We start from the raw sequence: 23,147 nt of genomic DNA, 5'->3' as shown, positions 1-23,147 counted from the left end.
CGGCGCAACACGAAGCTTCACAGGGCGACTTGCGCACGCGGCGCGAGGTCTTCAGCCTTGCGCCGACCAGTGCAGCAGCAGCCGCGCGCCGCCCAGGCGCGGCGCCTCGCCCAGGCGCGCGTGACCGCCGTGCGCATGCGCGACGTGCCGCACGATCGCCAGCCCCAGGCCGAAGCCGCGCGTGCCGCGACCCTTGCGCTCGAGCCGCTTGAAGGGCTCGAACGCCGCCTCGCGCAGCGACGGCGGCACGCCCTCGCCGTCGTCATCGATCGCGAGCCAGAGTTGCCCCGCCTCCACCCAGGCCGACAGCAGGATGCGGGCTTTCGCGTAACGCGCCGCGTTGCGCAGGCCGTTGCGCACCGCGTAGGGCAGCAGGCGCTCGTCGAAGGGCAGCGCGGCGGGCAGGCGCAGGTCGGTGTCGAGCGCCTTGCCGTCGAGCAGCGGCGCCAGGGACGCGGCCTCCCGCGCCAGCATGTCGCCCAGGTCGCCCTGCACCACGTTCGGTTGCAGCGCGCCCATGTCCAGCCGCGCCAGCGTCAGGCTCGCGTCGATCAACTCGTCGAGCTCGTCGATGTCGCGCTCGCAGGCCATCACCGCCTGTTCGCGCCGGTCGCGGTCATCCTCGTCGACCAGCGCGTCGACCGCGAAGCGCAGCCGCGCCAGCGGCGTGCGCAGCTCATGCGAGACCGCGCCGGTCAGCTCGCGCTGCGTCGCCATCGCGGCCGCCAGCCGCTCCAGCATCGCGCGCGTCGCGGCGGCCACCGGCGCGAACAGCCGGCTCTTGAGCGGCGGCAACTCGGTGTCCAGGCGTCCCGCGCTCAGCCGTTCCGCCGCGCGCTGCAGGCCGCGCAGGTCGCGCCACAGCGGCCGCAGCTGCCACCACGCGATCAGCGCGACCGCCAGCGCGATCACGACCGCCACGCCCAGCTGCGCCGCGAGCTCCTTCGGCAGTTCGCCCGCGCGCTTGGAGTCCAGCGGCCCGAGCAGCAGCAGCTGGTCGGGTTCGCCGGGCAAGGCGGCGTAGATGCGGCGGTTGAAGCCGGTGACCAGCACCTCGCCGCGGCCCAGCCGGCGGCGCTGCTCGGCGCTGAGCGGCGTGAGGTCCGTGCGCACGAGCCGGACGGGATAGTCGAACTGCGCATCGAGCTCGCGCACGCGCTCGCGCCGCGCCGGCGGATCGAGCGGGGCGAGGTCGCGCACCAGCAGGTCGACCGTGCCGCGCATGAAGTTGCGCACGTAGTCGTTGGTGACCTCGGACGCGCCGATCAGCACCAGGCCTTCGACAAGCAGGATCAGCGCCAGCACCGCCAGCCCCAGTCCCAGCGCCATCCGCAGCAGCGAGGCGCGCAGCGTCATCGCGGCCATCAGTCAATCGCGAAGAGGTAGCCCTGCCCGCGCACCGTCTTGATCCGCACCGGCGCCTGCGCGTCGTCGCCGATCTTCTTGCGCAGCCGCGAGATGCGCGCGTCGATGGCGCGATCCAGGCCGTCGAACTCCAGGCCGCGCAGGCCCTGCATGATGTCGTCGCGGCTGACCACCTGGCCGGCGCGCTGTGCCAGGAAGTTCAGCAGCTCGTATTCGGCGGTGGTGAGCGCCACCGGCTCGCCATGCAGGCGCAGCTCGCGCGACTGCGGCAGCAGCGTCAGCGGCCCGAAGTGCAGCGCCTCGCCGACCGGATGCGCGGCGGGCAGCGCGTCCCGGCGCAGCAGCGCCTTGAGGCGGGCCAGCAGCACGCGCGGCGCCACCGGCTTGGCGATGTAGTCGTCCGCGCCGCCCTCCAGGCCGAGCACCTGGTCGATGTCGTCGTCGCGGGCGGTCAGCATGACGATGCGGCCGGCGAAATCGCGCCGGGTGTCGCGCAGCACGTCGAATCCGTCCTTGCCCGGCAGGTGCCCGTCCAGCAGCACGAGCTCGAAGGGCTCCTGACGCATCAGCGCTTCGCCGGCCAGGCCGTCGCCGCAGACGGTGACGACGTAGTTGGCCTTGCGCAGCGCGTCGGCGACCAGTTGCGCCAGGCGCTCGTCGTCCTCGATCAGCAGGATGCGCGCGGCGCTCTGAGCAGAAATGTCCATGGCCGCGAGCATAGGCGAGGCCCCCTGCCGTCGACTTCAGCCACGCTTAAGCGCGCGCGCCACCGCGCATACGCGCGCGCAGCGATCAACGACCGGCCGTCAGCGGTCGGCGGGCACGTCGAGGCGCCAGCCGGCGGGCGTGCGCACGGCCCGCAGCGTCGGGTCGTCGGCCAGCGGCGCCCAGCGCTGCGCCAGGTGATCCAGCGCCTGCGGCGAGAGGTCGGTGCGGCTGGCCATCACGCGGTCGACGGCCTCCGGCGTCAGGCAGGCGGTCAGCGCCGCCCGCGCCGGTCCGGTCAGCGCCGCGCGCCAGCGCAGGCGCAGCGCGGCGATCTCCTCGGCGTCGCTGCGCTCGACCGGGTCGTGCCAGGTGTAGACGCGCGAGAGTCCCTCATGCGCCTCGGTCTGCTGCTCGCCTTCGTCGGTCATGCCGATGGCCACCAGCACGCGGCCCGAGGGGTGGTTCTCCGGCGCCGTCGTGCCCATCAGGTGCCGCATGCCCAGCACCTGGCGGCAGTAGTCGAAGGTCGCCGACGCCGCCTCGCGCGCGTAGCCGTGGCCCCAGAAGCGCGCCGGGAAACCGTAGCCGATGTCCGGATGCGGCAGCCCCTCGCGCTGGATCACACCGGCCAGGCCGAGCAGTTCCCCGTCCTCGAGCCGCTCGACGGCCCAGAAGCCGAAGCCCAGCAGCCAGTAGCGCGCCTCCAGGCGCTCGCGGATCCAGGCGGCGGCCTGCTCGTCGGTGCGCACCTGCGCGTCGTAGATGTGCTCGATCCACGCCGGCTCGTTGAGCAGCCCGCGGACGAAGGCCGCATCCGATTGGCGAAACCACCGCAGCCGCAGCCGCGCCGTCCTCAAGACTTCCATCCGCGCCTCCCAGCGCCCGTGAGCGTCGTCCGGCACCGGCGGGTCCGATCGGGGCCCGCCAGGCAAAAGCGGGACAATACCGCACCCCGCCGGCCCCGGTCAGCGCCGACACGCCCGGCCCCCCGAACGACTTTCTCCCGGACACCTCATGAAATTCATGCAGAAGCTGCAGGCCGCCGAGCGCCTGAACGACTCCCTGCTGTGCGTCGGCCTGGATCCCGATCCCGCCAAGTTCCCCGCCCACTGGAAGGGCGACGCCGGCCGGATCTACGACTTCTGCGCCGCCATCGTCGACGCGACCAAGGACCTGGTCAGCGCGTTCAAGCCGCAGATCGCCTACTTCGCCGCGCACCGCGCCGAGGACCAGCTCGAGCAGCTGATGGCCCACATCAAGCGCAACGCGCCGCACGTGCCGGTGATCCTGGACGCCAAGCGCGGCGACATCGGCGCCACCGCCGAGCAGTACGCCCGCGAGGCCTTCGAGCGCTACCAGGCCGACGCGGTGACGCTGTCCCCGTTCATGGGCCGCGACAGCGTCGAGCCCTACCTGCGCTACCCCGACCGCGGCGCCTTCCTGCTGTGCCGCACCTCCAACCCCGGCGGCGACGACTGGCAGATGCAGCGCCTGGCCGATGTGCCGGGCCAGCCGCGGCTGTTCGAGCACCTGGCCGCGATCGCGCAGGGCGACTGGAACACGAACGGCCAGCTCGGCCTGGTGGTCGGCGCGACCTATCCGAAGGAGATCGAGCGCGTGCGCGAACTCGCCCCGACGCTGCCCCTGCTGATCCCCGGCGTGGGCGCCCAGGGCGGCGATGCCGCGGCCACCGTCGCCGCCGGCTGGCGCCGGGACGCCGGCACGGTGATCGTGAATTCCTCCCGGGCGGTGCTGTACGCGTCCGCTGGCGAGGACTTCGCCGCCGCCGCCCGCCGTGTGGCGCTGGCGACACGCGACAGCCTGCGCCCCGCCACCGCCGCCTGACCGGGGCCTCACGGCGCTCGCCAACTAATTGGCAGAAACCCCGGGCGCGAGCCGGCAGGCGCGTGTTTCGGGATTTCTCGACGCTTCAGATCGGCCCCCGCTCGCCGAGACTCCGTTACCGGACGTTGCACTCCGAGGCCGCCGCGCGCCGAACCGGCTGACGCGGTCCTCGTTCCCCTGTCGCCGCGAGAGCGACCGCGCAAGGTCCCCGGACACAACGAGTTGGGCAAGGTCGAGTGAGCAAGGATTCCCAGGACGATCTGAGCAGTCTTGTGGGGCAGGAGCTGTCGCGCGGCGACCGCCTGCCCGCGACGCTGCAATGGCGCGCCGCGCGGCTGTTCATGGCCGCGTGCGTGCTGCTGTCCGGGTTGGCGGGCCTGCTGCTGCTGGCCAGCGCCGGCGCGGCCGAGCCGCTGCGCGGCCTGGTGCCGCCGGCGCTCGCGCTGGTGACCACCTTCGCCGCGCTGGCCATGCTCTGGAAGCTGCCCGCCGACCGCGGCCCGGCCGCCACCCTCCTGCTGATGGGCCTGGCGATGGCGACGGCGCTGTCGCTCGCCGTCTCGCGCCAGCTCGGGCTGAACGCCGCCAGCCTCGGGATCATGGGGCTGATGGTCGCGCTGGGCACCAGCATGATCGGCCTGGGCGCGGGGCTGTCGCTGTTCGGCCTGGGCCTGGCGGCGCTGGGCGGACTGGCGTCGGCCGAGCTCGGCGGCTGGATCCACGTCGGCACCGCGCCGGTCGGCCTGACCGCGCGGCTGATCACGCAGCTGCTGCTGCTCAGCGCCGGCCTGGTCGTCGGCCTGGGCACCGCCAAGCTGATCCGGCGCGCGATGCAGGAGGTCAACGAGCGCCACTCGCGCTTCCGCCACCTGCTCAACATGGCGGCGGACTGGTACTGGGAGATGGATCGCCAGTTCCGCTTCACCCACCTGGCCGAGCACCACGCCGGCGCGTCCGGCCTGTCCATCGCCGAGCGGCTGGGCCGCGCGCCCTGGGAGATCGAGCACCTGGGCCTGTCCGACGAGGAGCTCGACGCGCACCGCGCCGACCTCGAATCGCACCGCCCCTTCCGCGGCCTGGTGATGCGCCGCACCGCGGAGGACGGCACGCTGCGCTACGTCTCGATCAGCGGCGAGCCGCGCTTCGACGCCAAGGGCAACTTCCGCGGCTACTGGGGCGTGGGCCGCGACGTCACCGACGAGGTCCAGACCGAGCAGGCCATGGTGGCCACCGAGACCCGCTACCGCGAGTTGTTCCGCCGCTCGCCCTCGCCGCTGGTGCTGCACCGCTGGGGCCGGGTGATGGACGCCAATCCGGCGGCGATGGCGATGTTCGGCTACACCCAGCGCTCGTCGATGATCGGCCAGGACCTGTTCTCGCATTACGAGCCCGGCGACGAGGAACGCGCCCGCCAGCGCGCCGCCAAGATCGAGGCGCTGCCGGTGGGCGCGATGCTGCCGATGACGGAATTCCGGCTGCGCACCCTGTCGCGCCGACGCCGCCTGGTGCAGGCCACCAGCGTGCGCGTGGACGCGGCCACCGGGCCGGCGACGCTGTCCTTCTTCATCGACCAGACCGAGACCTCGCGCGCGCAGGAGGCGCTGCGGCGCTCGGAGGCGCTGCTGTCGCACCTGTTCGCGACCAGCCCCGACGTCGTCACCCTGACCGAGACCGTCAGCGGCCGCTACGTGATGGTCAACAAGACCTATGAGTCGATGAGCGGCTACAGCGCCGACGAGGTGCTGGGCCGCACCGCCGAGGAGGTCGGCATCTGGCAGGACATGGAGGACCGCGAGCGGCTGATCGAGGCGCTGCGCCAGCAGGGCCGCGTCAGCGACATGTCGGCCACCTTCGTGAACCGGCGCGGCCAGGCGATCCCGATGCTGCTGTCGGCGGCGCCGTTCGTGCTCGACGGCGTGTCCTACCTGGTGGTCAACGGGCGTGACGTCAGCGACACGGAGCGCACGCGGCTGGTCCACGCGGCGATCCTGGAGAACGCCTCGATCGGCATCGCGCTGACGCGCGACCAGCGTTTCGTGCAGGCCAACCGCCTGGTGGAGGAGATGTTCGGCTGGCCCGCTGGCGGGCTGATCGGCCAGCCGGGCAGCGTGGTGTGGCCGGGCATGGACGACTACGACGCGGTCGGCCGCGAACTCGGTCCGCGCCTGGCCGCGGGCGAGCAGGTCGAGGCGGAGCGCCTGATGCGGCGCCGCGATGGCAGCCGCTTCCTGTGCCGGATCCTGGCCCGCGCGGTGGACCCCAACCACCCCAGCCGCGGCGGCACGATCTGGATCATGGAGGACGTCACCGAGCGCCGGCGCGTCGAGGCGGCGCTCGCGCAGGCCAAGGACGAGGCGCAGGCGGCCAACCGCGCCAAGAGCGCCTTCCTGGCCAACATCAGCCACGAGATCCGCACGCCGCTCAACGGCCTGGTGGGGCTGGCGCGGCTGCTGCAGCAGCCGGATCTGGCCGGCGACACCCGCAGCCACTACCTGGACCAGATGGTGGACAGCGCGGAAAGCCTGTCGGGGCTGATGTCGGACATCCTGGACCTGTCCAAGATCGAGGCCGGCCGGCTGACGCTGGAGACGGTGCCCTTCGCGCTGCGCGACATGCTCGCCACCATGCGCATGGGCTACCTGACGCTGGCGCAGGCGCGCGGGCTGGGTTTCAGCATCGACGTCGAGGACGCGGTGCCGGGCTGGGTGATCGGCGATCCGGTGCGCACGCGCCAGATCCTGAGCAACTACCTGAGCAACGCGCTGAAGTTCACCGAGCAGGGCAGCGTCGCCGTGCGGGTGCGCCGGCTGGACGAGCGGCGGCTGCGCATCGAGGTCAGCGACACCGGTCCCGGCATCGCCGAGGCGATGCACGAGCGGCTGTTCCAGCCCTTCACCCAGGCCGACGAATCGACCACGCGCCGCTACGGCGGCACGGGGCTGGGGCTGTCGATCTGCCGGGAGCTGGCCACGCTGATGGGCGGCCAGGTCGGCGTGGAGAGCCAGCCGGGCGCCGGCGCGACCTTCTGGGCCGAGTTGCCGCTGCCCGCCGCGCCCGCACCGATGAGCGCCCAGCGCCGTGCGCCGGCGGACGACGCGGAGCTCGCGGGGCGCCGCATCCTGATGGTCGAGGACAACCCGGTGAACATGATGATCGCGGTGGCGATGCTGGAGCAGTGGGGCGCGGAGGTCTCGCAGGCCAGTGACGGCAGCCAGGCGGTGGAAGCGGTGACGGCGGCGGCCAGCATGGGCAAGCCCTTCGACGCGGTGCTGATGGACGTGCAGATGCCGGTCATGAGCGGCCACGAGGCCACGCGCCAGCTGCGCCAGCGCTACGACCCCGCGCAGTTGCCCATCGTCGCGCTGACCGCCGCGGCACTGGTGCAGGAGCGCGACGAGGCCCTCGGCGCCGGGATGAACGAGTTCCTCACCAAGCCCATCGACGCGCAGCGGCTGCGGCAGGTGCTGGTGAGGCTGACGGCGGGGTGATGGCCATGACGTGGTTTTCTCGCATTTCAAGTGCGAGAAAACCACGAGATTCGCTCCGAAATCGCCTGAATCTTGAGATAAGGCGGTCGCTCTGGTAATTTTCGCGCACTTGAAGTGCGAGAAAATCACATGAGCCTCTACCTCGTCGGCGAGAACCTGGACGCCAACCGCGGCTACCGCAGAGCGGAAACAGGCGAACTGATCCAGCTGATGCGCGGCATCTACGTGGACGCCGGCGATGACGCGGACGACCTCGTCCTGCGGCATGCGGTGCGCATCGCGCGCTATCTCTACCCCCGCGCCTTTCTCTCGGCCGCAAGCGCCGTGCTGCTCGCGCCGACCCGTGATGGTCGCCTCTACATCTCGGGGCAGCGCAGTCAACGCACACGGCTGCGTGGCCTGGAGATCGTCCAGAACCGCGCCCCCGCGCGCCCATCCACGATCGACGCCGTGGTCGCCGATGGATGGGGCGAGTTGCCGGTCCCGGTGTCCTCCCTGCGCCAGCGCTTCCTCGAGGCGTTTCGCCTGCGCAGCGAGCACGCCCAGTCGATGGACCTGGCGATGCGCGAGGCCCTGGCCGCGCGACTCGTGCGGGAGTACGGCGACGCGCAACGCGCTGCCGATGCGCTGTGGACGCTGGCGCGCGACAACGAGTGGTACCGCGAGGGCGAAGGCGCCGAACGCTTCCTGAAGCAGCAGTCGGACGGCCCGATGCGCAACGAGGCCGCGTTCGACCTGACCGTCGCCTGGCATGGCCTTGCGCTGGGAGACCTGGCTCATGACGGCACCGAATGGCGCTGGAACGCCAGTAGCGCCGGCCCGGTGCTGCCGCCGCTGATCCGCCAGACCACGCCGGGACGGCTGCCGCCGTTCATCGTGTCGCTGCTGCCGGAAGGCTGGCTGGAGTCCGTCCTGCACGACGCGAGCGACCGTGACGTCCTGCGGCGCGGCAAGCGCTACATGTCCAACATCACGATCTCGGAGCGACGCGCGGAACTGGCCGCCTTGCCGCAGGACACGCTGACGACGCGACTGGCCGACTTCACGCGGGACGGCATGTTCAGCGGCCACTACGCCGGGCCACGGCGCGACGCGATGGACGCCGACTTCGCCCACCGCCTGGCGCAGCTCTTCGCGAACCAGCAGACGCCGCGGCTGTCAGGCGTGCAGGTCAAGGCCCCAATGCACCTGGCGGCGGACGGCACGCTGCTGATCGCCACGCACCTGCCCTTCACCCACATCCTCAAGCCGGCAGGAGCGGCCGGCTTCGAAGGACTTCCGGTGGCGGAATGGATCGGGCTGACGCTGGCCCGCGGCGTGGGCTTCGAGGTCCCTGATCACGCGCTTGTCGCGATGCCCGACGAGCTGCCGGCGGCGCTGATCGTGGAGCGCTTCGACATTCGCCTTCAGCGGGACGACACCCGTCTCCTGGCGATGGAAGACCTGTGTTCGGTGCTCGCGCTCGACCCCAGGGACAAGTACACCGGCACGATGGAACGCGTGGCCCGTGCGGTGCGCGCGCTGTCGACGGCGCCCGACGAGGACGTCATGACGCTGCTGCGCCGGGCGCTCTTCGCCTGGCTGATCGGCGACGGCGACATGCACCTCAAGAACATGGCGATGCTCAAGACCGCCCAGGAAGGCGCTGCCACGTTCCGGCACGTGCGGCTCGCGCCGGTCTACGACACCTTGACGACCCGCGTGTTCCCGGGGCTCCAGCATGACGCCATGGCGCTGAAGGTGAACGGCAAGGCCCAGCGCCTGCGCCGCGCCGATTTCCTGGCCCTGGCGGCGATCGCCGACCTGCGGGCGGGCGACGCGAAAGTCGCCATCGATGAGATGCTGGCGTCGATGACGGCGGCGCTGGACCAGTTCGCTTTGCCCCCGTCCCTCCAAGCTGACGCGGCGGCTCTCGCGCTGAGCGAGCGGGTGCTCCAGGTGGCGCGGGAGCGTGTGCGGGATTTCGATTGATCGGCGCCCCATCCGTCCACCGTCCACCGTCCACCGTCCACCGTTCATCCGTTCACCAGGAACGCGGCCGCGACGCAGTGGCGCGGCGGCGCGCAGCGGACCTCCTCATCTGGCGCTCAGGCTGGCCCCCTTCCAATCCGCCGCCTGCCATCGCTGGAACGCGCCCAGCATCGCGGCATCGCCGGCCTGGCGCTTCGTCTCCAGCGTGTCGAGGTCGACCTGCTCGTAGCTGCGCTTGTAGCGGCCTTCGGCGCGCGATTCGCGCGCGACCAGCAGCTCCTTGCCGCCCGGCACCCAGCCGGCAAATTCCGCGTAGCCCAGGCCCGGCTGCGCCGCCACCGGCGGCAGCGCCGTCATGCGCCAGCCCTGCGCGGTGCGGCGCAGCAGCCAGAGCTCGCGCCAGCCGTCGGCCGGCACCGAGGCGATCGCGATCGCATTGCCCTCGCGGTTGATCCGCGCCGAGGCCGTCATCACCAGCCCCCACGCGCAGTGGCGCAGCAGCGGCGGACTGCCCTCCTTGGCGCCGTTCATGGCGAGGGTCAGGCAGGTTTCGCCCGGCTGGCCCGGCAGCACCGTCAGCGTGAAACCGCCCAGCGTCTGCGTCGACGGCCCCGCGGGCAGCGCCGCCCAGCGCATCGCGTTGCCGCGCATCGCCGCGTCGTTGTAGTCGCGCTGATCGTCGTCCGACAGCTCAGCCGGCACGATGCGCGCGAAGGCCTCCAGCGCTCGACGCGACGCGGCCGACGACGCATCCACCTGCAAGCTCGCGACCGGCACGCCTTCGCCGGCACCGGCACCGGCACCGGCACGCCGCGCGCGGATGAAGGACAGGCTGCTCCACACGCCCGACTGGCGCATCAGCACGCGATTGCGCCAGTGCGTCGCGAGCGCCGGATCGCGCAGGTCGACCTTGTCCAGCACGTCCGCGCGCCACTGGTCCATCTGCTCCCGCTTCGGCGGCGTCGCGGCCGGATCCAGGCAGTCGACACGCGTCAGCGCGAGCGCCGCGCGCGCCTTCTGCTCGGGCGTCGAGGCCGGCATCGCCAGCACGCGCCGGAACGCCTCGCCGTCGTAGCAGAGCTGCATCGCGCCGGCCTCGCGCTCCAGCGAGCGGAAGCGCAGGCCGTAGCGCGCGGCCACGTCGAGCTGCGCGGCCACCTGCGTCTCCGCCGCCGTCGTCGAGCCATCCGCCTTGGGCTGCACACGCGAAGCGCGATCCGCCAGCCGCTCGGCCAGCGTGCCCATCGCGTCGAGCGCCTCGGCACCGTCCGCGCCGTTGATCTCTTCCGCGCTCGCCGCCTGCACGTAGGCGGCGGCCAGGCCCAGCCCGAGCGACTCCGCGCCCGGCTGCTGACGCACGACGCGCAGCGCGGCCAGCAGCGCCTGCGGCTGCGCGGCCGGGCCGGCCAGCGGCAGCAGCGCGGCCTTGCGCACGAAGCCGCCGCGCTCGCGGCGGTAGTCGTAGACCTGGAAATGATCCGGGCGCTCGCCGCGGATCTCCAGCGCCTCGCCGCGCCACAGCTGCGCCTGGGCAGGCGAGCCGTCCTTCGCCGCGGCGCGCAGCGCGACGTTGTCCTGCACCACCAACGCCGTGCGCACCGGCGCGACGCCGTCAGCGGCGCCGGCCCGCTTGATCGGCGGCTTCGGTGCGACCTCGTCCGTCGCCGCGTCGGCGGTGTGGACGCACAGCAGTTGCACGGCGACAGCGGCGATGGCGGCGGCCATCACGAGCTTCATGCGGCCCATGGCATTCCCCTTCCCGACGGCATCGGCCGCCGGGGTGTTCAAGGTCGTCAAGGTGTTCCTGGCGTTCATCGCGTTCATCGCGTTCATGGCATTCATGGCCTTCACTGGGCACCCTGTTCCTGGGCGGGCTCCTGCTTCGTCCCCAGCAGCGTCTTGCCGATGAAGCCGCCATCGGCCGGCGGCGGCGCGATGATCACCTGCACCTTGTCGGACAGCTTGTCGGCCATGGCCTTCTGGATCAGCAGCGGATGGCGGCTCAGCAGCGCGCCCTCGGCGGCCATCTGGTCGACGGCGACCTTGCCGATGCGCGTTTGCCGGTAGGCCTCGGCATCGGCGAGCTTCTCGCGCGCCTTGGCCTCGCCATCGGCCTCGATGCCACGCGCCTGCGCGTTGCCCTCGGCCATGCGGACCCGCGCGACACGCTCCGCCTCGGCTTCGAGCTGGCGCTGCTCGACCTGGCGCTGCTTGAAGGGCAGCACATGCTTCATCGCCTCCTCCTGGCCCTTGGCGGCGATGACCTGCTCGCGCGCCGAGGCCTCGGCGGCCGTCTCGCGGCGCACCTTCTCGGCCGCGGCCTCCAGCTCGGTCTGCTTGACCTGCTTCTCCTTGAGCTCCAGCGTGTAGCGCATCTTCTCGCTCGCCAGGCCCTCGGCCAGCAGGTTCTCCAGCCCTTCGCGGTACTCGTGGGGCAGGTCGACGTTGCCGATCTCCAGGCCGCGCAGCACGATGCCGTCCAGCGCCAGCTTGCGGCGCAGCTCGCCTTCGAGCGCCGCCTGGATGGGGCCGCGCTGCGTCGAGAAGATCTCGCGCACGGTGTGCGTCGCGATCTGGCGATAGACGATGCCCTGCAGGGCCGGGGCGATCACGTCGCCCTCGATGTCGTCGGGCAGCGAGGCAGCCAGCTGCGGCAGGCGGCTCGGGTCGACGGTCCAGCGCACCGTCAGGTCCAGGCCCAGCGACAGGCCTTCGAGCGACTGCAGCGGCGCCTCGCCATCGGCACGGGCGAAGCGCGTCGGGTGGTAGCTGCGGTCGCGCACCGGCAGGTCGCGGACCTCATGCAGGCCGGGCAGCTTCAGCACCGAGCCCGAGCGCGCCTCGGTGATGCCGCCCGTCAGCGTGTTGGTGCGCAGCGTGACGGCGCCCCGCGGCACCTCATGCACCGGCGGGTGCGTCACCAGCAAGGCCACCGCGCCGGCCACGGCCGTCAGGCCAGCCAGCCAGGGCAGCGCGCGCACCAGGCCCGCGCCGGCGCGCCGGCCGAAGCCGTCGGCGCCGGCGGTCGTGCGCTCGAGGCCAGCGCCTTCGTCGCCGAGGTCGGTGCCAAGGCCGGCATCGGCGCGGCGGGAGAAGCCGGGCAGTCGAGCCTTCAGCCGGGCAGCGGCGTTGCGGATCGATTGCAGGCGATCGTTCATGAGGTCCTCCGGGGTGCCCGCTCACGGGCTGTTGGGATGTCGCTCATGGTCCGGAGACGGCGCGGAAGCCTCAATGCGGGCGGGTGGCGCCTCCCTTCACGGTCCGGAAGAAACCTTCACGGGGCGGCGGCGCGCGGGCGGCCGGGGCTGTCCATAATCCGGCGCCATGGTCATCCCCAGGAACAAGGTCGCCGTCATCGAGGACGACCGCCCCACCAGCGAGCAACTGGCCGGCTGGATCCGCGCCGCGCGGCCCGAGTTGCAGGTCGATCAATGGTTCGACCGCGACGCCGCCGAGGCCGCGCTGGCCCGCGAGCGCTACGAGATGGTGGTGCTCGACATCGAGCTCGGCCGCGAGCGCAATGCCGGCATCGCGCTGATCAACGAGATCAACAAGCTGGGCGCCGGCACGCCGGTGCTGGTGGTGTCGGCGATGCCGGCGGCGATCTACCGCGGGATCATGAAGGCGCTCGACGCCTGGGACTACCTGCAGAAGACCAGCTTCGACGAGGCCGAGTTCATCGACACCTTCCTCGACATCCTGCGCGCCGCGCGGGCCCGCGCGAGCGCCGAGCCGGCCGCCGCCGCGCCGCACGCGCTGCAGCTGGACCCGCTCTGGCAGCGCAGCCCGCTGTGGAAGGGCCAGCGCATCAACCTGCCGCTGACCGCGCAGCGCATCCTCGCGACGCTGCATCAGCGCGCGCCGGAGGTGGTGTCGTACGAGGAGCTCTACGACGTGGTGAAGAGCGGCCGCACCCGCGACAACGTGCGCAAGCATGTGTCCACGCTGCGCGAGGCGCTGAAGGAGGTCGATCCCGACTTCGACGCGATCGAGAACGTGCCGATGCGGGGGTTCAGGTGGCACGGTCCGCGATAAAGGCGGCCGCATGAAGCTCGGACCGGTCGAGTTGCCGGCGCTGGCCGTGCCGCGCCTGGGGCTGGCGGCGTTCCGGCGTCGCGCGGTGGTGCACCTGGCCTTCCTGCTGCTGGCGCTGGCGACGGTGGGCCTCGTGCTGACGGTGCTGATCGACCAGAAACAGCGCGCCTACCAGCGCTACGCGCAGGGCTTCCGGCAGTCGCTGGCGGAGATCGTGCTGCAGCTGCGCCATCCGAGCGGCCAGCTCGCGCTGCTCAATCCGACGATGAGCGCCGGCGGCCGCGACGGCCAGGCGCCGGTGCTGCTGCCGTTCTCGGCGATCGACTTCGACGACCAGAACAAGGCCCAGCGCGCCGTGGAAATGGCCGGCTGTGGCCTGCGCTGGCCCGATGGCGCGAGCCTGTGCGCCGCCGTCGGCGCGAACGCGTATGCGGGTGGATTCCTCTATCTCGTCGGTAGCCTGGAGAGCGGCCCGCTGACCGGGCGCCAGCATGGCGCGCTCGACCTGGCCGGCGTGCATCGCGCCCGTGTCACGCTGACGCTGCGTGGTGAGACCCAGGCCTGGATCGCGCCGTTCGAAGGCGCGGCGGCGGCCGACGGCACCCAGCGCGGGCGGCTGACCGGCTTCATCGGCGCCGGGCCGCAGCTGCCCGGCAAGGCCCGGCCGGTGCGCGAGTTCCGCGGCTGGCTCTGGCGCGAGGGCCCCTGCGCGGAAGGCAGCAGCGGTCCGGACTGCGCGCGGCGGACCTTCTATTCGATCCGGCTGCCGGTGGAGGCCTTCCAGGCGGCGCTCTTCGACGCCGCCGGGCAACGCGCGCGACCGGTGTGGCCGCCGGCCGACCTCGACCAGGCGCGCGTGCGGGTGGAACTGCTCGGTCCCGCCGAGCCGGCGAGGTCGGCCCCGGGCGCATCGATGGCCGCGGCGGCGGCTGACCCGCCCGCGAGCGACGCTGCGCGTGGCGACGGCCCGGTGCTGTTCGACAGCGCGCGGCCGGGCGCGTCGCTGGCGCAGTCGCTGGACCGCATCGGCGCCTCGCTGCAGCCCGGCGAGACGCTGCGCATCGAGCGCCAGGGCCGGCAGCCGCAGACCATCGCCGAGCGGCGCGGGCCGGAGCTGTCCGAGCGCGCGCTCCCCTGGCTGATCCACGTGATGCGCCGCCTGCCTGTGCGCGGCGAGGTGCTGGGCGTGGGCGCCGGCACCGATGCCGCCGAGGTGCGCTGGCTGACCGCCTCCGACGAGGTCGCGACGCCGAGTGGGCGCTACCGGCTCGAGCTGCGCGGCGACCTGCGCAGCCTGGACCGCCAGCTCGCGCTCGAGGCGCGGCCGCTGGCCTGGCTGGCGGCCGCGATGCTGGCCGCGGTCGCGCTGGCCTGGCTGATGGTGGAGCTGGGCCTGATCCGCGGCATCGCGGTGCTGACCAAGCGCGCGGCGGCGGTGTCCTACAACATGCAGGACGCGCGCGCGGACCAGCGCATCGGCGAGCTGGACGTGGCCGACCTGCGCGGCCGCGATGAACTCGGCATCCTGGCCGGCAGCCTGGCCGACGCGCTCAGCCGCGTGAAGGACGGCCTGCGTCGCGAGCAGCTGCGCGCCGAGCGCGAGCGCGAGATGTGGCATGCAGTCGGCCACGAGATCATGTCGCCGCTGCAATCGCTGATGGTGCTGCACGGCGCGCCGGACGATGCCAGCCATCGCTACGTGCAGCGGATGCAGCAGGCGGTGAAGGTGCTCTACGGCAGCGCGCCGCCGAGCGAGGCGCTGGCCTCCGCCGACCTGCATCCGCAGGCGCTCGACCTGGTCGCCTTCTGCCGGGAAATCGCGGCCAACGCGCATTACGCGGGCATCGACGGCGTCAGCTTCTCGACGGCGCTGCCCGAGCCGCTGCCAGTGCGGGCCGAGGCCTATGCGCTGGAGGACGCCGTCACCCACGTGCTGCGCAACGCGGACCGCTACCGGCCCGAGGGCACGCCCATTGCCCTCACGCTGGAGGCCGGCGAGCCCGGCGTGGTGCTGCTGCGCATCCACAACCAGGGGCCGCCGATCGACGCGGCGATGCTGGAGACGATCTTCGAATACGGCGTCTCCGACACCGCGCCGCAAGCCGCCGGGGAACGTCGCGGGCAGGGTCTGTTCGTCGCCAGGACCTACCTGGCGAAGATGGATGGCAGCATCCGGGCATTCAATGTGCCGGAAGGCGTGGTGTTCGAGATGAGCCTGCGCCGCGCCGCGGCCTGAGGCTTGAAACCCGCCGGAGCGGCCCGACGTGGCCTCGCGTTGCGCGCCCTTCCGGCCCGACCCAGCAGGAGTTCCCCATGCCGATGAATGCCCATTACGCGCTGACCGAGCCGATCCGCGACGCCGTCGACACGCTCTCCAAGGAGCATCCGCTGCTGGTGGAGTTCGGCGCCTCGTGGTGCCCGATCTGCGAGGCCGCGCAGCCCTTGCTGGTGGAGGCCTTCGGCGGCGGCCACGAGCGCATCCAGCACATCAAGGTCGAGGACGGGAAGGGGCAGCCGCTCGGGCGTTCCTTCAAGGTCAAGCTGTGGCCGACGCTGATCTTCATGCGCGACGGCCAGGAGGTGGAGCGGCTGGTCAGGCCCACGAACGCCGCGGACATTCGGGCCGCGCTGGAACGCATCGACGGCCCCTGACGGAGAATCGCGCCCCATGACCCAAGCCCATGTGCTGATCCCCAAGGACGGATCGCCCGACCTGCTGTTCGTGCTGCTGCACGGTGCCGGCGCCGACGCCGAGCAGATGCGCCCGCTGGCCGAGGCGCTGCATCGCCAATACCCGCGTGCGGCCCTGGTGCTGCCCGAGGGCTTCGAGCCGTTCGACGCCATCCCGGGCGGCGGGGCGGGCTTCCAGTGGTATTCCGAGCAGGGCGACGACGCGGCCAAGGCAGCGCGCCTGACGGCGGCGGTGCCCGAGCTGATCGCGCTGGTGCGCCGCTGGGCGGCGAAGCTGGAGATGAGCTGGGAGCGCGTGGCGCTGGGCGGGTTCTCGCAGGGCGCGATCCTGGCGCTGGAGGCGCTGCAGCAGGAGGAGCAACTGGCGGGGCGCGTGCTGGCCTTCGGCGGCGCGTATGCCTACTGGCCGCAGCATGCGCCGAAGGAGGTGTCGATCCACCTGCTGCATGGCAAGGACGATGCGGAGCTGCCGTATCCGGCGCTGCTGAACGCGGCGCGCGAGCTGATGGCGCTGGGCGCGGACATCACCGCCGACGTGCTGCCGAAGGTGGGCCATGAGCTGCATCCGGAGCTCATCGAGCGCGCGATGGAGCAGCTGCGGACCTTCATCCCCGCGCGGCTGTGGCGCGAGGCCGTGCTCGCGGCCGCCGAGCAGGACAAGAGCGAGCCGAGGCATTGAACGCCTGAGCGCTTCTTTCTCCCTCTCCCGCTTGCGGGAGAGGGCAGGGGTGAGGGCTGCGGTCTCCGCAGTGCGGCCAGCCTCAATCGAGCGTGACCTCGGTCCTCACCGTGCCGGCGCGATCCGCCCACGCGACCAGGCTCAGCCGCGTGCCCTGCGGCGCTCTCACCACCCATTCACCATAGGCACGATCGCCGGTGATATCCCGCTCCGGCAGGAACGCCAGCTGCGTCTGCTTCGGCGCATGCCCCTCCAGCTGCGGCCCTTCCATCCGCGGCTTGCCGCTGATGAGCCCCACTTCGGGATCCACCGGCAGGAAGATCTCGAACATCACCCCGCGGGTCTGCTTGCGCGCCAGCGCCTGCTTGGTCACGTAGGCCGGCAACCAGCCGCTGTTGCCCACCGCCATCCGCACCCGCCACGTATCCGGCCCGAGCGCCCGGACTTCCGTCCTCAGCAGCTCCAGCTTCGGCAGGCTGAGCGCGATCTGGTTCATCCACGCCGGGAACCGCGCCGCCTCGCGCTCGCGCAGGTGCGGCGGCGGGTTGCGCCAGAAGTTCATCTTGTCCCAGCCGCCGATCTCCACCGGCCCCAGCTGCGGATGCATGAACGCGGTCCACTCGACATGCGCCTGCCCGCCGCAGTGCTCGTCGCTCCACTTCAGCAGCTTGAGGTCGTCCTCGACCGGATGGTCGCGGAACCAGTCGATCCACTTGTAGCCGGTGATGCCCGCCTCCTTGTTGGGCGACCACAGCTCCACCACCCAGAACAGCGCCCCCAGGTGCTCGTACACCCAGTCCTGCGTGCCGGTGATGACCTCCTTGGGGTGGTACTTGAACTCGTGCCAGATGCTCACCGCCGGATAACCGGTGTGCTGCTCGCCCAGCCTGGAGAAGCGCTGGTAGGCCCACAGGTCCTCGGGCGCCATCTCCTCGTCGCTGCGCGTGCCGCAGGGCCGCAGGATCACGCCGCTGTGCGTGTGGAAGCTGATCGCCGCGCCGATGTTGGGATGGCCGACCATGAAGTCGACCATCGCGCGCACCTCGGGCTCGCTGGTCGGGTACGGGCCGGCGCCGACCTGCTCGAACTCCTGGCGCCAGCCGGCGGGGAAGTTCCGGTTCAGGTCCAGGCCCTCGCTGTCGCGGTTGACCTTGATGGTCAGGCCGTCGTGGTTGATGACCAGGCCCTCGGGCATCAGGCGGTAGTACTCGCCGCCGAATTCGCCGGGCTGGCGCGCGACCATCAGGCGCGGGTCGTCGGGATGCTTCTTGTAGCCGCCGTGCGGGTCGGGGACCCGCATCGTGAGGATGCGGCCGTCGCCATCGATGTCCTCGACGCTCAGGCCCTCGACGGCCTCCTCGTCGAAGGGATACGGGCGCGTGGACGAGCGGATGTGGCGCGGCCGATCGGCCAGCGCCAGCTCGGCGCCATCCGGGTTCAGGCGCGGGACCATGTAGATCGTGCGCGTGTCCAGCAGGTGGGTGACCTGCGCGTCGGTGCCGTACTTGCTCAGCAGGTCGTGCAGGTAGTACAGGCAGGTGGTGCAGGCGGTCAGCTCGGCGGCGTGGATGTTGCCGTCGAGCCAGAAGGCGGGCTTCTCGACGTCGATGCCGGTGGCGGTGTTGGTCAGGATGAGGACCCAGATCTCCCGCCCCTCGAAGCTCTTGCCGATCGACCGCACCGACACCAGGTTGGGACAGGCCTCCGCGTAGCTGAACAGCAGCTGGGTGAGCGCCTCGTAGCGGGGGAACTCGTCGAAGCGCGGGGTGGGTAGCGTCGGGGTCGACGCGGGCGCGGCGGCGGGCGGGAGAGCGGTCATGGGCGTCCCAGGGGCGGTGGCGGTGCGGCCGATTTTGCATGCCCAGGCCCCTGCGACCGAGAGGCCTCTCCAGCCCGCGACAGCGCGTTTACCCTGAGAACGGTTAAATTGCGGCCCTTGGGCGCGCAGGTCGACGACGACGGGCGCGCACCGCACGACATGAACGACGAGGCCGCCCGCGAGGGCGCCGAGGTGACTGCTGGAGAGATGGCTGTGAATCACTGCGAGAAGATCCCGTTGGGCACGCAAGGGGCGACCGAGTGGGAGGTGGTGCATCTGCCGTCGTCGCTGGGCGATTTCCAGGCGCGGGCCTTCCGCAGCCCGGTCACCGGCTCGGAGCACCTGGTGTTGTCGGTCGGTCCGCTGCAGGAGCGCGGCGGCCTGCTGCGCGTGCACAGCGAATGCCTGACCGGCGACGTCTTCCAGTCGCTGCGCTGCGACTGCGGCCCGCAACTGCAAGGCGCGCTGGACCTGCTGAAGGACGAAGGCGGCATCGTCATCTACATGCGGGGCCATGAGGGCCGCGGCATCGGCCTGGTCGAGAAGCTGCGCGCCTACGCGCTGCAGGAAGCGGGCGTGGACACCATCGACGCCAACCTGCGCCTGGGCCATGCCGAGGACGAGCGCGACTACGCCGACGCCATCGACATCCTGTGCCTGCTGGGCGTGAAGAGCGTCCGGCTGATCACCAACAACCCGCAGAAGCGCGACGCGCTGGTGGCCGGCGGCGTCGAGGTCGAGGCGCTGGTGCCGCTGCGCATCGCGGCCAATCCGCACAACGAGCGCTACCTCGAGACCAAGCGCAAGCGGATGGGCCACTACCTGGAGTGATCCCGGCGTGAGCCCGCTGCACGCCGCGCCCGCCGCCGGCTTCGACGCGCCGTTCGAGCTGATGGGCGCGTGCCACGAGCGCATGGCGCGGACGCTGGCGCTGATGGCGCGCCTGGGCGCCCACGTCGCGGCGCACGGCTGCGACGGTCAGGCGCGGGACGCGGCCGGCGACGTGCTGCGCTACTTCACCCTGGCAGCGCCGCTGCACCACGAAGACGAGGAACGGCATGTGCTGCCGCGGCTGCGCGAACGCGGCCAGGGCGCGCTCGCCGACCGGCTGGGCGCCGAGCATCGCGAGATGGAAGCGCAGTGGGCCGCGATCGCGCCCACGCTCGAGGCGATCCGCGACGGCCGCCTGCGCGACGACGAATTGCCCGGCGCACGCGAGCGCTGGGACCGCTTCGCGACGCTGTACCGCGGGCACATCGAGGTCGAGGACCACGCGGCCTATCCGGCAGCGCTTGAGGCGCTGACCGGATCCGCGCTCCAGGCCATGGGCGCTGAGATGGCGGGCCGACGGAAGACGCCGTGGCCCGTCACGCCCAGGGACGAGGCGGCGCCTCCATCCAGGTGACGGTTCACGCCGCGGCGCGCAGGCCGTGGGCCCCGGAACCGCCCGTCGTCGGTTTCCTGACCGGGCGGCGCAGATCCTCGGCGCAATGCCAGCGCCAAGGATCTGCGAGGTCAGAAGCGAAAGTCAGAAGCGGCGCTGCGGCCGACTACGCCGCCATGCGGCGGCACTCGTCCGCGCAACGCTTGCAGGCGACCGCGCAATCCTGGCAATGGGGATGCTCGTGCCGGGCGCACTCCTCGCCGCAGGCATCGCACACGGCGGCGCACAGCTGGCAGAGCTGGCGGTCGAACTGACTGCCTCGCGCCATGTAGCTCGCCGCGAGTCGGCAGATGGCGGCGCAGTCCATGTCGAGGGCAATGCACTTCGCCATCATCTTGACGTCCTGCTCTCGCAGGCAGGCGGTGGCGCAGTGGTCGCAGGCATCGGCACAGGCATTGCACGCCTCGACGCAGGCTTGGTTGACTTGATGGGACATGTCGGTCTCCGGTAGGCCGGCCGCTTCAAGGCCGGCAAAAAGGATGGAGGCCGCTTCGCGGGCGAAGCGGCCGCTTGCGGAGACGCTCAGGCTTTGGGCGGTGGGTCGGGCGGCGGCAGCACATGGGACGCCATCCCGAACGGCGGCTTGCGCGCCCACTCGAAGGTGAGCTTGAGCAGCACCGCCGACGCGGCGCCGGAGGGCGCGGTCGGGACGGCAGCGAGTTGGCAGGGGCCGTGAAAGAGGCCGTGCGTGCCGGTGTCGGCAGCCGGCGCGTCGGCCACGGGGTGGTCGGGGGAATCGCCGTGCGCATGGCTCTCGCCGTGATCTGCCGACACCGCGCACAGCATCTGGCAGATCACCGATGCGGTCGCCACCGGCACCATCGTGCCGAGCATGAACGCCACCAGCAGGCGCCGCAGCAGCGGCGACCGCAGTCGCATCAACAGCGCAGCCACTTGGACCTCGCCATCGCGCTCGACGCTGATTCCAGCAACATGTCTGCTCCCCGGGGAAGAGCCCTGCTGCGGGCAAGTGCCGTTCCCCGCCTGACAACGACGCGGTGCCTTCGGCGCGCCCCACCCGCCCCTCGCCGCCGTGGCGACGACCCGCGTGACGAACCTCCGTGATGCGGCAAAAACGTCTGCTTCGGCCGCGTCGGCGCAGTTGGAGGTCAGCCCAAGCCGCTTGACCTTCCCACTGGGGCAAGGTCCAGACTCCTCGAGTCGCGGGCTCCGGGCCCGATGCCGACACCCCTCGACGTTCGCAACCCGTGGCCATGCCGGTCACCCAAGGAGTCCCCATGAAAACGCTGCACGCCTGTGCCTTCGCCTTGCTGTCCCTCGCCTCGGTCGCCGTGGTCGCCCATGGCGACGAGGACCCCGCCAAGCCCGGCCGCCATGACGACGGGAAAGTCGAGGCGACCGCCTTCGGCCAGGAGGGCCGGCCGGGGCAGGTGGTTCGAACCATCCAGGTCGACATGGCCGACAACATGCGGTTCACGCCGTCCGACGTGACGGTCAGGAAGGGGGAGACGATCAAGTTCGTCGTCCACAACAGCGGCCAGGTGCTGCACGAGATGGTGCTGGGCACCAAGGACTCCATCGCCCAGCACGCCGCGCTGATGAAGCGGTTTCCCAAGATGGAACATGACGACGCCAACATGGCGCACGTCAAACCGAGCCAGACCGGCGACATCGTCTGGCAGTTCACCCAGCCCGGCGAGTTCCAGTTCGCGTGCCTGCAGCCGGGGCATTTCGAGGCCGGCATGGTCGGCAAGGTGATCGTGAAGTGATGGCCGCTCACGACCGCTTGTCACGCGCCCGCTGGCTGCCCGCCTTGCCGATCGCCTTCCACTTGCCTCGCAGCGCGATGCGCTCCAGCGCCGTCATCTCGCCGCGCTGCGCGTCGCGCATCAGCTTCTTGTAGTTGTCGAGCCGGTCGGGGTCGACCTGCGTCACCACGGCGCACCCGGGCTCGCCCTCATGGTGGCAATCCCGGAAGCGGCAATGCTGGGCGAGCAACTGGATGTCGTCGAAGGACGACGCCAGCGTGCGCGCGTCCGCATCGGGCCGGAAGGTGCGCAGCCCCGGCGTGTCGATGATGCAGGCGCCGAGCGCAGTGCGATGCAGCGAGCGGGCCGTCGTCGTGTGCCGTCCGCGGCCATCGCCCTTGCGCACGCCGCCCGTGTCCTGGGCGGCGCCAGCGAGCGTGTTGATCAAGGTCGACTTGCCGACACCCGAGGAACCGAGCACCACGAGCGTCTGTCCGGCCTGCATCCAGGGATCGAGCTCGGCGCAGGTCGCCGGCGAGAGGCCGTTGACCGGCAGCACCGGGACGGTCGGGGGCAGGCGGCTGCGCATCTCCGCGATGCGGTCCGGCGCGTCGGGCGCGAGATCGCGCTTGGTCAGCACGACGACCGGCGTGACCTCGCAGGCCGTCACCATGGCGATGTAGCGTTCCATCCGACGCGCGTTGAAGTCGGCGTCCAGTCCCATCACCAGCAGCGCCGTGTCGACGTTGCTCGCCAGCGGCTGGCGGCGCCCGTCATTCGCGCGCCGCGCGATCTGCGTGACGGGGTCGACGCGATCGGTGATCCAGGGCTGGCCGTGGATGTCCACCTGCATGCTGACCCAGTCGCCGATCGTCAGCGCCTGCGCGCTGGCCTGCAGCTGCTGCACCAGCCGGGGCAGGGCGCGCGCCAGCCGCTCGCCATGGCCGTCGTGCAGCGTGAAGCAGTCGCGTTGGGATTCGATCACTCGCGCCAGGCGCGAATTGGGTTCAGGGGCGCCGAGCTGCGCGGCGCGGGAGGCGATCAAGGGGGTGAGACCGAGCGCTTGCAGCGTCTCGAAGTCGATGTCGATCATGGGAGTCCATTGAATTTGGCTTCGTTCGCGCAGGCGCGAACCCGACCACGCGCGATGGCGCATGGCGTGAGCTGAGTGGGAAGCCGGCCGCGACTGGCGCGACGATCAATGGACCCGCGTTGAGCGCGGAGTCAGGAGCGCTGGGCGCTCAGGCAGCCGGACACGAGAAGGTCGACACGATCTGCTTGTTCCATGGTCTTCTCCTGTCGGGGTGGGTGGATGAAGGCCGCAAGTCTGCAGCGGACGGGGAGCGACGTCAATTTCGGCAAGATGTCGAATTCGGATGCGCCGGTTCGTCGT

The 23,147-nt window shown here is 71.6% G+C and carries 19 protein-coding genes; 10 read left to right on the top strand and 9 right to left on the bottom strand.

Translation table 11 applies throughout. The features are described from left to right. Positions 1-51: 51 nt before the first annotated feature. The 3 genes from FHT37_RS20340 to FHT37_RS20330 form a co-directional block, all read right to left on the bottom strand. Positions 52-1,365, bottom strand: a complete 1,314-nt coding sequence (locus FHT37_RS20340; protein WP_091730647.1) for an ATP-binding protein — start codon at positions 1,363-1,365, stop codon at positions 52-54. Then, positions 1,365-2,072 (bottom strand): winged helix-turn-helix domain-containing protein, encoded by a 708-nt coding sequence (locus FHT37_RS20335; protein WP_183483933.1) that lies wholly within the window; start codon positions 2,070-2,072, stop codon positions 1,365-1,367. Before FHT37_RS20335 ends, FHT37_RS20340 begins: the two co-directional genes overlap by 1 nt. Positions 2,073-2,171: 99 nt before the next feature. Next, positions 2,172-2,939, bottom strand: coding sequence for a GNAT family N-acetyltransferase (locus FHT37_RS20330; RefSeq protein ID WP_091730642.1), 768 nt, complete (start codon positions 2,937-2,939; stop codon positions 2,172-2,174). A gap of 148 nt (positions 2,940-3,087) precedes the next feature. Between FHT37_RS20330 and pyrF the strand changes: the two genes are divergently transcribed. The 3 genes from pyrF (at position 3,088) to FHT37_RS20315 (ending at position 9,377) form a co-directional block, all read left to right on the top strand. Then, entirely contained in the window at positions 3,088-3,918 is an 831-nt protein-coding gene (gene pyrF, locus FHT37_RS20325; protein WP_147240923.1) for an orotidine-5'-phosphate decarboxylase, read from the top strand. Positions 3,919-4,154: 236 nt separating this feature from the next. Beyond that, entirely contained in the window at positions 4,155-7,406 is a 3,252-nt protein-coding gene (locus FHT37_RS20320) for a PAS domain S-box protein (protein ID WP_091730635.1), read from the top strand. 129 nt (positions 7,407-7,535) lie between these two features. Then, positions 7,536-9,377: a type II toxin-antitoxin system HipA family toxin gene (locus FHT37_RS20315; protein ID WP_183483932.1), complete on the top strand. Its 1,842-nt coding sequence runs from the start codon at positions 7,536-7,538 to the stop codon at positions 9,375-9,377. Between the two features lie 105 nt (positions 9,378-9,482). On the opposite strand, the gene FHT37_RS20310 is transcribed toward FHT37_RS20315, so the two are convergent. Further along, positions 9,483-11,219 (bottom strand): hypothetical protein, encoded by a 1,737-nt coding sequence (locus FHT37_RS20310; RefSeq protein ID WP_255489861.1) that lies wholly within the window; start codon positions 11,217-11,219, stop codon positions 9,483-9,485. Positions 11,220-11,224: 5 nt separating this feature from the next. Beyond that, entirely contained in the window at positions 11,225-12,535 is a 1,311-nt protein-coding gene (locus tag FHT37_RS20305; protein ID WP_183483930.1) for an SPFH domain-containing protein, read from the bottom strand. Between the two features lie 166 nt (positions 12,536-12,701). Between FHT37_RS20305 and FHT37_RS20300 the strand changes: the two genes are divergently transcribed. The 4 genes from FHT37_RS20300 (at position 12,702) to ypfH (ending at position 16,782) form a co-directional block, all read left to right on the top strand. After that, the gene (locus tag FHT37_RS20300) at positions 12,702-13,412 is read left to right on the top strand and encodes a response regulator (protein ID WP_183483928.1); all 711 of its coding nucleotides are present in this window, start codon (positions 12,702-12,704) and stop codon (positions 13,410-13,412) included. 10 nt (positions 13,413-13,422) lie between these two features. Beyond that, the gene (locus tag FHT37_RS20295) at positions 13,423-15,648 is read left to right on the top strand and encodes a HAMP domain-containing sensor histidine kinase (RefSeq protein WP_183483927.1); all 2,226 of its coding nucleotides are present in this window, start codon (positions 13,423-13,425) and stop codon (positions 15,646-15,648) included. A gap of 77 nt (positions 15,649-15,725) precedes the next feature. Next, positions 15,726-16,064 (top strand): thioredoxin family protein, encoded by a 339-nt coding sequence (locus tag FHT37_RS20290; RefSeq protein WP_147239926.1) that lies wholly within the window; start codon positions 15,726-15,728, stop codon positions 16,062-16,064. 16 nt (positions 16,065-16,080) lie between these two features. After that, positions 16,081-16,782 carry an esterase gene (gene ypfH / locus FHT37_RS20285; RefSeq protein WP_147239927.1) on the top strand — a complete coding sequence of 234 codons (702 nt, stop codon included), beginning with the start codon at positions 16,081-16,083 and terminating at the stop codon, positions 16,780-16,782. 82 nt (positions 16,783-16,864) lie between these two features. On the opposite strand, the gene FHT37_RS20280 is transcribed toward ypfH, so the two are convergent. Next, entirely contained in the window at positions 16,865-18,601 is a 1,737-nt protein-coding gene (locus FHT37_RS20280; RefSeq protein WP_183483925.1) for a M14 family metallopeptidase, read from the bottom strand. A 207-nt stretch (positions 18,602-18,808) separates the two neighbouring features. On the opposite strand from FHT37_RS20280, the gene ribA reads away from it, so the two are divergent. Then, a complete protein-coding gene (gene ribA / locus FHT37_RS20275; RefSeq protein WP_217648492.1) occupies positions 18,809-19,432 on the top strand; it encodes a GTP cyclohydrolase II in 624 nt (207 codons plus the stop codon). Positions 19,433-19,439: 7 nt separating this feature from the next. Further along, positions 19,440-20,006 (top strand): hemerythrin domain-containing protein, encoded by a 567-nt coding sequence (locus FHT37_RS20270; protein ID WP_310739767.1) that lies wholly within the window; start codon positions 19,440-19,442, stop codon positions 20,004-20,006. Between the two features lie 145 nt (positions 20,007-20,151). On the opposite strand, the gene FHT37_RS20265 is transcribed toward FHT37_RS20270, so the two are convergent. Both FHT37_RS20265 and FHT37_RS20260 read right to left on the bottom strand, forming a co-directional pair. After that, the gene (locus FHT37_RS20265) at positions 20,152-20,481 is read right to left on the bottom strand and encodes a four-helix bundle copper-binding protein (RefSeq protein WP_091730603.1); all 330 of its coding nucleotides are present in this window, start codon (positions 20,479-20,481) and stop codon (positions 20,152-20,154) included. An 86-nt stretch (positions 20,482-20,567) separates the two neighbouring features. Further along, positions 20,568-20,939, bottom strand: coding sequence for a hypothetical protein (locus FHT37_RS20260; protein WP_183483923.1), 372 nt, complete (start codon positions 20,937-20,939; stop codon positions 20,568-20,570). Between the two features lie 344 nt (positions 20,940-21,283). Here FHT37_RS20260 and FHT37_RS20255 point away from each other — a divergent pair, with 344 nt between their 5' ends. Beyond that, positions 21,284-21,775, top strand: coding sequence for a plastocyanin/azurin family copper-binding protein (locus FHT37_RS20255; protein ID WP_183483921.1), 492 nt, complete (start codon positions 21,284-21,286; stop codon positions 21,773-21,775). Positions 21,776-21,782: 7 nt separating this feature from the next. On the opposite strand, the gene rsgA is transcribed toward FHT37_RS20255, so the two are convergent. Continuing rightward, positions 21,783-22,847: a ribosome small subunit-dependent GTPase A gene (gene rsgA, locus FHT37_RS20250; protein WP_183483920.1), complete on the bottom strand. Its 1,065-nt coding sequence runs from the start codon at positions 22,845-22,847 to the stop codon at positions 21,783-21,785. Positions 22,848-23,147 lie beyond the last annotated feature (300 nt).

Origin of the sequence: Mitsuaria sp. BK037 (genome assembly GCF_014193045.1) — a bacterium.
GTDB lineage: Bacteria > Pseudomonadota > Gammaproteobacteria > Burkholderiales > Burkholderiaceae_C > Roseateles.
Note: the sequence above shows the minus strand (reverse complement) of the source record. Positions and strands in the feature narration are given on the sequence as shown.